The following is a 9,214-nucleotide window of genomic DNA, read 5'->3' on the forward strand; positions in this document are numbered from 1 at the left end:
CCACCGCACGGTCGTGCACGCGCCCTCGGCGGCGGAGGAGGCCGCGGCCGTCTTCGGCCCGGCCGGCGGGCCCGCCGTGCGGCCGACGGTGACGGTGCTGCGCCCGGACGACGCGTCGACCCGGCCCGACGGGGATCACGAGGCGCTGACGCTGACGGCGACGGTCGCACCGCAGGGCCAGGTCGACTGGACGGACCCGGCACTGCGCGAGCGCTGCGCCGACGCGCTGCTGGCCGCCGCCTCGACCGCGGTGGAGGGCCTTCGCGAGCGCGTTCTGTGGCGTGTGGTGCGCACGCCGGCGGACACGGCGGCCGAGACGGGGGCCCCGGGCGGCGGAGTACCGGCGCCCGCCCTCGCGGGGGCGGGCGGGCGGCTGCTGCACCCCGCCAACGCCACGCGGCTGCGCGGTTTCTACCGGGCGGGCGGCCGCTCCCACCCGGGCGGCGGCCTGCCGCACGCCGGCATGTCGGGCGCGCTGGTGTCCGGGCTGGTCGTGGAGGGGCCGGGCTTCCGCGGCTCCCGGTGACGGGGGCGGCCGTCGCCAACGGCGTTCGCGCCGACGTCCGTTGACGGGCCGTCATACGGCGGGGCCGGGGGCCGTGCCCGAGTCGACGCGCCGTCACGCGCGGGGATGCTCAGTAGCGGTAGGGACCGCTGCCGGCCTCCGGCTGCTGCTGCTGCGAGGAGTCGTAGCCGTAGGCCGGGTCGTACGCGGCCTCCTGGGCCTGGGCGTTGTCGCGCTGCTGCGGGACCCAGACGCCGCCGGGCGGCGTGTCACTGGCGTAGGGATCCTGGTACTGCTGCTGTTCGCCGTAGTTCCCGTAGGAGCCGTACGACGCGTCATAGCCCGCGTACTGCTGCTCGTAGCCCTGCTGCTGGTCGTAGCCCTGCTGTCCGCCGCCCGCGCCGTAGCCGCCGTCGGCGGGGGCGCCGGTGCCGTAGTCCGCGTAACCGCCCTGGGCGGCCGCCGTGTTCTGCGCGGCCTCGTCCGCGTAGCCGTACTGGTACTGCTGCTGCGCGTAGGCCGTCTGGTCCGGCTGCTCCCCGTACCCCTCGTACCCGGTGTACGTGCCGTAGGCGTCGTGTCCCGCGGGCTGCTCGTAGCCGCCGTAGGTGTCGTACGCCGCGGCGGCGAACTCGCCGTGCCCGCCCTGGCCTTCGGCCGCGAACCCGGCCGCGCCGAGGCCGCTGTCCCCCGTGCCGGTCGTGGTGTCGTCGTAGACGCCGTAGAGCTGGCCGGTGTCGTCGGGGATCGGCTGCGGGCGGTAGACGGGCTCCTCCTGCGGCCGGCCGTCCACATCGCCTCCCCCCGGCACGTCGGCGGGCACTGCCGGGGCGAGAACCGTCTGCTCCGCGGCGATCGCGGCCTCGGAGGCCTCGTCGTGCGACGCGCCCTCGGCGCGGTCCGCCCTCCGGGCGTCGCGCGCCGCGCCCCTGCGGCGGCGGCTGGCTCCGGGGCGCCCGCCGATGGCCCAGCCCGTCGAGTGGCCCTTGGTGAAGGACATCGTCACGTACGTCTGTCCGACGGCGAACGCGATCGCGCCGAGGACGATCACCACGATCGACGGCAGGACGACCCCGATGACGACCGTCAGGAAGCCGACGAACGCGAGGGCCCGCCAGCGCAGCCGCGCCTTGTACTGGAGCAGCACCTCTCCGAGCAGCCACAGCGCGACCAGGCCGAACGCGATGTAGAGGACCGTCATGCCCATGTACGCCCCTCTCGTACGGCCACCGCACCCGTGGGGGTGCGGTGCCGGTCAGGAATGCCTGTGCAGTCCGAGATTCTCGTAGATCTCGAGCGTCGCGGTGGAGTTGTTCAGCGTGATGAAGTGCAGCCCCGGCACCCCCTCGGCCAGGAGCCGCGCGCAGAACTCCGTCGCGAACTCGATGCCAATGGAGCGTACAGCCGCCGGATCGTCCTTGACCGCGAGGATCCGCTCTTTGAGCTCGTCCGGGACGGCGGCCGTGCTGAGCGACGGCAGCCTCTCCAACTGCTTCACGCTGGTGACGGGCATGATCTCCGGGATGATCGGCGTCTCGCAACCGGCGGCCGCGACCCGGTCCCGCAACCGCAGGTAGCCCTCCGGCCGGAAGAACATCTGGGTGATCGCGTAATCGGCGCCCGCACGGCACTTGGCGACGAAGTGCGCGACATCGCTGTCCCAGTCGGGCGAGCGCGGATGCATCTCGGGGAAGGCGGCGACGCCGACGCAGAAGTCGCCGGACTCCTTGATCAGCCGGACCAGTTCGACGGCGTACTCGACGCCCTCGGGGTGCTTGACCCACTCCCCCATCGGGTCGCCGGGCGGGTCGCCGCGCACGGCGAGGATGTTGCGTATGCCGACGTCCGCGTACTGGCCGATCATGTGCCGCAGTTCGGCCACCGACTGGCCGACCGCCGTGAGGTGGGCGACGGGCGTCAGGGTGGTGTCGGCCGCGATCTGCTCGGTGGCCTTGACCGTGCCGGTACGGGTGGAGCCGCCGGCGCCGTAGGTCACGGAGACGAAGCTCGGGGCCACGGCCTCGACGCGGCGCAGCGCGTTCCACAGGCTGCGCTCGCCCTTCTCCGTCCTGGGCGCCCAGAATTCGAAGGAGAGGCTGGTCCCACCGCCCGCGAGGACGTCTCGTACGGTGCGCGCGTGCGGGGTCCAGGTGGACGGGGTGCCAAGGGCCATACAAGCAGGTTATCGATTCGCGGTGGCCGCCGTCACGCCGCGGCGCCGCGGGCGGGCGGCCCCGCGAGCGGGCGGAGCAGCCCGTCGGGAGTGCGGAGCCCCGGCGGGCGCGATATCCGTGCGGGGGCGAGGCCCCGGTGGCTTCGGGGCCCGGTCAGCCCGCGGCGGCCGCCGTGGCGCGCTCCCGCACGCGGGCCGCGAGCGCGGCGGTCGCTGCGGCCGGGTCGTCGGCCTCCGTGATGGCCCGCACGACCACGATCCGCGTGGCCCCGGCGTCCAGCACCTGGTCGAGGTTGCCCGCGTCGATGCCGCCGATGGCGAACCACGGGCGGTCGATGCCGAGGGCCGCCGTGCTGCGCGCCGTGTGCCGCACGAGGCCGAGCCCCGGGGCGTGGCGGCCCGGCTTCGTGGGGGTGGGCCAGCAGGGGCCCGTGCAGAAGTAGTCGACGCCCGGCTGGACGGCCGCCGCGTCGGCCTCGGCCTCGGCGTGCGTGGAGCGGCCGATGAGCGGACCGTCCCCGAGGACGGCCCTGGCCGCGGGCACCGGGAGGTCGCCCTGGCCCAGGTGCAGCACGTCGGCCCCGATCGCGTGTGCCACGTCCGCGCGGTCGTTGACCGCCAGCAGCCTGCCGTGCCGGCGGCAGGCGTCGGCGAAGACGCCGAGGTGCTCGAGTTCCTCCGCGGCCTCCAGCGTCTTGTCCCGCAACTGCACGATGTCGACGCCCGAGGCGAGGACCGCGTCGAGGAAGGCGGGGAGGTCGCCCTGGCGTTTGCGGGCGTCGGTGCACAGGTAGATGCGGGCGTCGGCGAGCGCCGCACGTGCCGTGGACATCGGGTGATCCCCCCACTGGTCCGCCCGGGGGCGGTGTCGTCTGCGTCGTCGGTGGCGTCTGCGTCGTCAGTGTCGTCGGTGTCGTCCGCGCGCAGTGCCGGCCGGTGCGGCGGACCGGCCCGCCGCACCGGCTTGGGCGGCGGGCCGGGCGCGCCCGTGCCTCAGACGGCGAGCGCCTGCGCCCGGCGCTTCACCTCCGTGCCGCGATTCTCGCTCAGGGCCTGCGCGGGCGTGCCCGGCAGGGTCGGGTCGGGAGTGAACAGCCACTCCAGCATCTCCTCGTCGGAGAAGCCGTCGTCCTTCAGGAGCGTCAGCGTGCCCACCAGGCCCTTGACGACCTTGTCGCCGTCGATGAAGGCGGCGGGAACCTGGAGCGTCCGGTTCTCCCCGCGCCGCACGGCGATCAGCTGGCCTTCCTTCACCAGCTGGCGGACGCGCGTCACCTCGACGTTGAGCTTCTCCGCGATGTCGGGGAGGTGGAGCCACTCGGGGACGAGAGCATCGATCTTTGCGTCAATCTCGGTCACAAGGACAAGCCTGCCATCCCGGACTGACAGACGGTAGCGGTGGCGGTCCGGCCGGGGCACGCGCACTGCGCCCGGGGGCCCGTCGCGCCTGGTCACGGAGGGTTTTCGCCCCTCGGACCCGCGGGCCCGCCCGCCCGCGGGGTTTCCACCTCCCGGGCCCGCGGGCCCGCCAGCCGGGTCGCCGCACTCTCAGAGGACGGCCTTCTTCAGGGGTACGGCCGGGTCACCGGCCAGCTCCGGGTCGAGGCGCGCCCCGGACTCGATCAGCCTGCGGCCCTGGGCGAGGTCGCGCGGGCGCCCCACGGCGAGGAGCGCGACGAGGACGCCGTCCCGCAGCCACACGGCCGACCAGGCGGCGCCGGAGCGGTCGCCGCGCCCCACGAGGCGGTCGGAACCGTTGTGGTGGCCCACGTACTGCACGAAGCGGCCGAACTGCTCGGACCAGAAGTACGGCACCGGGTCGTAGGGCTCCTCGGACTCGCCCATGACGCGGGCGGCGACGGTGCGCGGCCCCTGGAGGGCGTTGTCCCAGTGGTGCACGAGCAGCCGCTCGCCGTAGCGGCCGGAGGGGAAGGACGCGCAGTCGCCGACGGCGTACACGTCCGGCAGGTTCGTGCGCAGCGAGGCGTCTGCCGCGACCGCCCCGTCGGGGCCGATCCCGACGCCCGAGCCCGCGAGCCAGCCGGTCGCCGGGCGGGCGCCGATGCCGACGAGGACGGTGTCCGCGGCGATGCGCCGGCCGTCCGCGAGCACGACCGCCGCCTCCTCGACGCGCTCCACCCGCGCGCCGGTCAGCAGCGTGGCGCCGCCCTCCCCGTACCAGGCTGCCATCGGCGCGGTGACCTCGGCGGGCAGGGCGCCCGCGAGCGGGCGGTCCCCCGCCTCCACGACGGTGACGGCGCAGCCCGCGGCGCTCGCGGCGGTCGCGAACTCGGCGCCGATCCAGCCCGCGCCGACGACCACGACCGAGTGCCGGTCCTCAAGGACGGGGCGCAGCCGTTCCACGTCGTCGAGGGTGCGCAGGACGTGCACCGAGGGCAGGCCCGCCGTGCCGGGCAGTGTGATCGGGTCCGCGCCGCACGCAAGGACGAGCACGTCGTACGGGAGGGGGCCCTCGGACGTGTCGAGCGTGCGCTCGCCGGGACGCAGCCGTGTCGCCTCGACGCCGAGCCGCAGCCGCACACCGAGCGCGGCGAAGTCGATGTCGAACGCCGAGCTCTCGCTCTGCCCGAGGAGCAGTGCCTTGGACAGCGGGGGCCGGTCGTAGGGCGGGTGCGGCTCCGCGCCGACGACGGTGACGGGCCCGGCGTGCCCCTTCTCGCGCAGCGCCACCGCGGTCTGCACACCCGCCATGCCCGCGCCGACGATGACGACTCTCTGGTCCTCGCTCACGTGATCACCATAGATCCCCGGGCCCCCGGCCCGTCTTACAGAAGGCCGTGGCAGGGTCTAGGCTTGCCCGGGAAACCTCGCGGGAGCCCGGACGGACCGGGCTGAGAGGGAGGCTGGGCGGCCTCCGACCGTAAGAACCTGATCCGGGTCATGCCGGCGAAGGGAGGGGCTGACGACCGTGCAGCCTTCCGAGACACCACCCGCGCAGGATGCCCGCGGCACCGCGTGCGCCGCGGACACCGGCGCCGTTCCGGGCGCCGCGGACAGCGGCGCGGCCGCGAGCGCCGCGGACGTACCCGCTTCACCGGCCCGGCAGGCGAGCGCCTTCGCGTCGGGCGACGGCGGATACGACGTGCTGGTGGCCGGCGGCGGGATCATCGGCCTCGTGACGGCGTGGCGGGCCGCCCAGCGCGGTCTGCGCGTCGCCGTGGTGGACCCCGAGCCCGGCGGCGGCGCCGCGCAGGTCGCGGCGGGCATGCTGGCCGCCGTCACCGAACTGCACTACGGCGAGGAGACCCTGCTGGGGCTCAATCTCGCCTCCGCGCGCCGCTACCCGGAGTTCGTCGCGGAGCTGGAGGAGGCCTCGGGCCGCGACACCGGCTACCGCGCGAGCGGCACCCTCGCCGTGGCGCTGGACAGCGACGACCGGGCCCATCTGCGCGAGCTGCACGCCTTCCAGCAGAAGTGCGGCCTCAGTTCCGAGTGGCTCGGCGGCCGGGACTGCCGGCGGCTGGAGCCCATGCTCGCGCCGGGCGTGCGCGGGGGCCTGCGGGTCGACGGGGACCACCAGATAGACCCGCGCAGGCTGGCCGCGGCCCTGGTGAGCGCCTGCGAGCGGGCCGGCGTGGTGCTGCACCGCGCCTGGGTGGAGCGGCTGGTCGTGCGCGGCGGCCGGGCGGCCGGCGCGGCGCTGGCCGACGGGACCGTCCTCGGTGCGGAGCAGACCGTGCTCGCCGCGGGCAGCCTCAGCGGCCGGTTCGCGGGCGTGCCCCAGGACGTGCTGCCGCCGGTGCGGCCGGTCAAGGGGCAGGTGCTGCGGCTGGCGGTGCCGCGCGCGTACGCGCCCTTCCTGTCGCGGACGATACGGGCGGTGGTGCGCGGCGGCGACGTCTATCTCGTGCCCCGCGAGAACGGCGAACTCGTGATCGGCGCGACGAGCGAGGAACTCGGCTGGGACACCACGGTGACCGCCGGCGGGGTGTACGAACTCCTGCGGGACGCCCACGAACTCGTCCCCGGCATCACCGAACTCCCGCTCACCGAGACCCGCGCGGGCCTGCGCCCCGGCTCGCCGGACAACGCGCCGCTGCTCGGTCCGACCGCGCTGCCCGGCCTGCACCTGGCGACCGGGCACTTCCGCAACGGCGTGCTCCTGACGCCGATCACCGGCGACGCCATGGCGGACGCCCTGGCCACCGGCGAACTGCCGGACGTGGCCAAGCCGTTTCGTCCGGACCGGTTCACCGGCGCCGGGGCGTCCACGGCATCCGCCCGGGACGCCGCGCCGGGGAGCGCCCGGCCACTACGAGAGGGGCTGCCCGCATGAGCGAGGAGCGTTCGACGCGCGTGGTGCGCGTGACCGTGAACGGGTCGGTGCGCGAGGTCGCCGCCACGGCGACGCTGGACCAGTTGATCGCGACGCTGACGACGGCGCCGTCCGGCATCGCGGCGGCGCTCAACGAGACGGTGGTGCCCCGCGGCAGCTGGCGGCTCACGCCGCTCGGCGACGGCGACCGCGTCGAGGTCCTCACCGCCGTCCAGGGAGGCTGACGGCATGGCTGACGACGTGTTCACCCTCGCGGGGACGCCCTTCACCTCCCGGCTGATCATGGGTACGGGTGGCGCCCCCAGCCTCGACGTGCTGGAACGTTCACTCGTCGCGTCCGGCACGCAGCTGACCACGGTGGCCATGCGCCGGCTCGACCCGGGCGTGCAGGGCTCGGTGCTGTCGGTCCTGTCCCGGCTCGGGATCCGGGTGCTGCCCAACACCGCGGGCTGCTTCACCGCGGGCGAGGCCGTGCTGACGGCCCGGCTCGCGCGGGAGGCCCTGGGCACGGACTGGGTGAAGCTGGAGGTGGTGGCGGACGAGCGGACGCTGCTGCCCGATCCGGTCGAGCTGCTGGACGCGGCGGAGACGCTGGTGGACGACGGCTTCACCGTGCTGCCGTACACGAACGACGACCCGGTCCTCGCGCGGAAGCTGGAGGACGCGGGCTGCGCCGCCGTCATGCCGCTCGGCTCCCCCATCGGCTCCGGTCTCGGCATCCGCAACCCGCACAACTTCAGCCTCATCGTGGAGCGGGCGAACGTCCCCGTCGTCCTCGACGCGGGCGCGGGGACGGCGTCCGACGCGGCCCTCGCCATGGAGCTGGGCTGCGACGCGGTGATGCTGGCGTCGGCGGTCACGCGGGCGCAGTCGCCGGTGCTGATGGCCGAGGCCATGCGGCACGGCGTGGAGGCGGGCCGCCTCGCCCGGCTGGCCGGCCGCATCCCGCCCCGCCACCACGCGCAGGCCTCGTCGCCCGGGTCGGGCCGGGCGGTGCTCGACCCGGAGCGCCCGGCGTTCTGAGCGGCGCCCCGCACCGGTCCCTGCCCCGCCGCCCGGCCCCGCGGCCCCGCCGCCGGGGCCCGCGGCCGGGCGGCACCGTGCCTCCCGGATCCCCGGCGGTGAGGCCTTTCGCCGCGTTTTTGGCTGCTTCCCCGCGTTTCCGTGCGTTACAGGTGTGCTGCAGGCCTTCGGGCGGAAAGGGTCCCGCCGGGGGCCGGAACGTAGACTCGCCCCCGTGGATACGACCCTCAATGACCCGATCGTCGGGCGGGTGGTCGACGGCCGGTACCGCGTCGACGCGCGCATCGCGGTCGGCGGTATGGCCACGGTGTACAGGGCCGTGGACACCCGCCTGGACCGGGTGCTCGCGCTGAAGGTGATGCACCCCTCGCTCGCCACCGACGCCGCTTTCGTGGAGCGTTTCATCCGCGAGGCCAAGTCCGTGGCGCGGCTGTCGCACCCCAATGTGGTCGCCGTCTTCGACCAGGGCGCGCAGGGCGCGTACGTGTACCAGGCCATGGAGTACGTCGAGGGCTGCACGCTGCGCGACGTGCTGCGCGAGCGCGGCGCGCTGCAGCCGCGTGCCGCACTCGACATCGCGGAGCCCGTACTGGCCGCGCTGGGGGCCGCCCACCGGGCCGGGTTCGTGCACCGGGACGTGAAGCCCGAGAACGTGCTGATAGGGGACGACGGACGGGTCAAGGTCGCCGACTTCGGCCTGGTGCGCACCGTGGGCGACGCCACGACCAGCACCGGGGCCGTCCTCGGCACCGTGGCGTACCTCGCGCCGGAGCTGCTGGAGGACCCGGCGGCGGGCACCGGGCCGGGCGTCGACGTGTACGCGTGCGGCGTCCTGCTGTACGAGATGCTGACCGGCCGCAAGCCGCACGGCGGCGAGACGCCGGCGCAGGTCCTCTACCAGCACCTGAACGAGGACGTGCCGCCGCCCTCGGCGGCCGCGCCGGGTCTCGCTCCCGGTCTCGACGCCGTCGTCGCCGCCGCGACCGTGCGGGATCCGCGGGTGCGGCCGGGCGACGCGGTGGCGCTGCTCGCCTCCGTGCGCACGGTCCGGGCCGCGCTGAGCGAGGCGCAGTTGGACGCCGTGCCGCCCGCCGCCCGCGCCGCGAGCGGCACGTCCGGGTCCGAGAACCGTACGAGCGTCATCCCGGTCACCGCGCCCACCGGCGCCGCGGGGACCGGCCGGGTGCAGCGCACCAGCCGGCTCGACCTGCCGCCG

9 protein-coding genes, 1 pseudogene and 1 riboswitch are annotated in these 9,214 nt (G+C 75.3%); of the genes and pseudogenes, 5 read left to right on the top strand and 5 right to left on the bottom strand.

Annotated features, from left to right (window positions below; all coding sequences use genetic code 11):
- Nucleotides 1-526 (top strand): annotated as a pseudogene (locus L1885_RS17565) (NAD(P)/FAD-dependent oxidoreductase); the annotation flags it as partial.
- A gap of 109 nt (nucleotides 527-635) precedes the next feature.
- Here L1885_RS17565 and L1885_RS17570 read toward each other — a convergent pair.
- The 5 genes from L1885_RS17570 to L1885_RS17590 form a co-directional block, all read right to left on the bottom strand.
- Nucleotides 636-1,712, bottom strand: coding sequence for a DUF1129 domain-containing protein (locus L1885_RS17570; RefSeq protein ID WP_235798076.1), 1,077 nt, complete (start codon nucleotides 1,710-1,712; stop codon nucleotides 636-638).
- A gap of 48 nt (nucleotides 1,713-1,760) precedes the next feature.
- Nucleotides 1,761-2,678: a methylenetetrahydrofolate reductase [NAD(P)H] gene (gene metF / locus L1885_RS17575; RefSeq protein ID WP_235798077.1), complete on the bottom strand. Its 918-nt coding sequence runs from the start codon at nucleotides 2,676-2,678 to the stop codon at nucleotides 1,761-1,763.
- Nucleotides 2,679-2,832: 154 nt separating this feature from the next.
- Complete coding sequence (gene thiE, locus L1885_RS17580; protein WP_235798078.1) at nucleotides 2,833-3,510, bottom strand: thiamine phosphate synthase; 678 nt, start codon at nucleotides 3,508-3,510, stop codon at nucleotides 2,833-2,835.
- A 161-nt stretch (nucleotides 3,511-3,671) separates the two neighbouring features.
- Nucleotides 3,672-4,037, bottom strand: coding sequence for an Rv2175c family DNA-binding protein (locus tag L1885_RS17585; protein WP_235798079.1), 366 nt, complete (start codon nucleotides 4,035-4,037; stop codon nucleotides 3,672-3,674).
- Between the two features lie 189 nt (nucleotides 4,038-4,226).
- Nucleotides 4,227-5,390, bottom strand: coding sequence for an NAD(P)/FAD-dependent oxidoreductase (locus L1885_RS17590; protein ID WP_235798083.1), 1,164 nt, complete (start codon nucleotides 5,388-5,390; stop codon nucleotides 4,227-4,229).
- A gap of 108 nt (nucleotides 5,391-5,498) precedes the next feature.
- A riboswitch (TPP riboswitch) is annotated at nucleotides 5,499-5,611 on the top strand.
- 170 nt (nucleotides 5,612-5,781) lie between these two features.
- On the opposite strand from L1885_RS17590, the gene thiO reads away from it, so the two are divergent.
- The 4 genes from thiO to L1885_RS17610 form a co-directional block, all read left to right on the top strand.
- The gene (gene thiO / locus L1885_RS17595; RefSeq protein ID WP_235798084.1) at nucleotides 5,782-6,975 is read left to right on the top strand and encodes a glycine oxidase ThiO; all 1,194 of its coding nucleotides are present in this window, start codon (nucleotides 5,782-5,784) and stop codon (nucleotides 6,973-6,975) included.
- Nucleotides 6,972-7,199 carry a sulfur carrier protein ThiS gene (gene thiS / locus L1885_RS17600; protein ID WP_235798080.1) on the top strand — a complete coding sequence of 76 codons (228 nt, stop codon included), beginning with the start codon at nucleotides 6,972-6,974 and terminating at the stop codon, nucleotides 7,197-7,199. The genes thiO and thiS overlap by 4 nt, the downstream gene beginning before the upstream one ends.
- 4 nt (nucleotides 7,200-7,203) lie before the next feature.
- On the top strand, nucleotides 7,204-7,998 hold the full coding sequence (locus tag L1885_RS17605; protein WP_235798081.1) for a thiazole synthase: 795 nt from the start codon (nucleotides 7,204-7,206) through the stop codon (nucleotides 7,996-7,998).
- 214 nt (nucleotides 7,999-8,212) lie between these two features.
- Nucleotides 8,213-9,214: protein kinase domain-containing protein (locus L1885_RS17610; protein ID WP_235798082.1), on the top strand; the 1,002-nt coding region annotated here is incomplete at its 3' end.

The organism is Streptomyces fuscigenes (genome assembly GCF_021556455.1).
GTDB classification, from domain to species: domain Bacteria; phylum Actinomycetota; class Actinomycetes; order Streptomycetales; family Streptomycetaceae; genus Streptomyces; species Streptomyces fuscigenes.

Excerpts from the sequence above, each read along its gene's own strand:
- L1885_RS17570 (WP_235798076.1), bottom strand. The coding sequence starts at position 1,712 with ATGGGCATGACGGTCCTCTACATCGCGTTCGGCCTGGTCGCGCTGTGG.
- metF (WP_235798077.1), bottom strand. The coding sequence starts at position 2,678 with ATGGCCCTTGGCACCCCGTCCACCTGGACCCCGCACGCGCGCACCGTA.
- thiE (WP_235798078.1), bottom strand. The coding sequence starts at position 3,510 with ATGTCCACGGCACGTGCGGCGCTCGCCGACGCCCGCATCTACCTGTGC.
- L1885_RS17590 (WP_235798083.1), bottom strand. The coding sequence starts at position 5,390 with ATGGCGGGTGTGCAGACCGCGGTGGCGCTGCGCGAGAAGGGGCACGCC.
- thiS (WP_235798080.1), top strand. The coding sequence starts at position 6,972 with ATGAGCGAGGAGCGTTCGACGCGCGTGGTGCGCGTGACCGTGAACGGG.
- L1885_RS17605 (WP_235798081.1), top strand. The coding sequence starts at position 7,204 with ATGGCTGACGACGTGTTCACCCTCGCGGGGACGCCCTTCACCTCCCGG.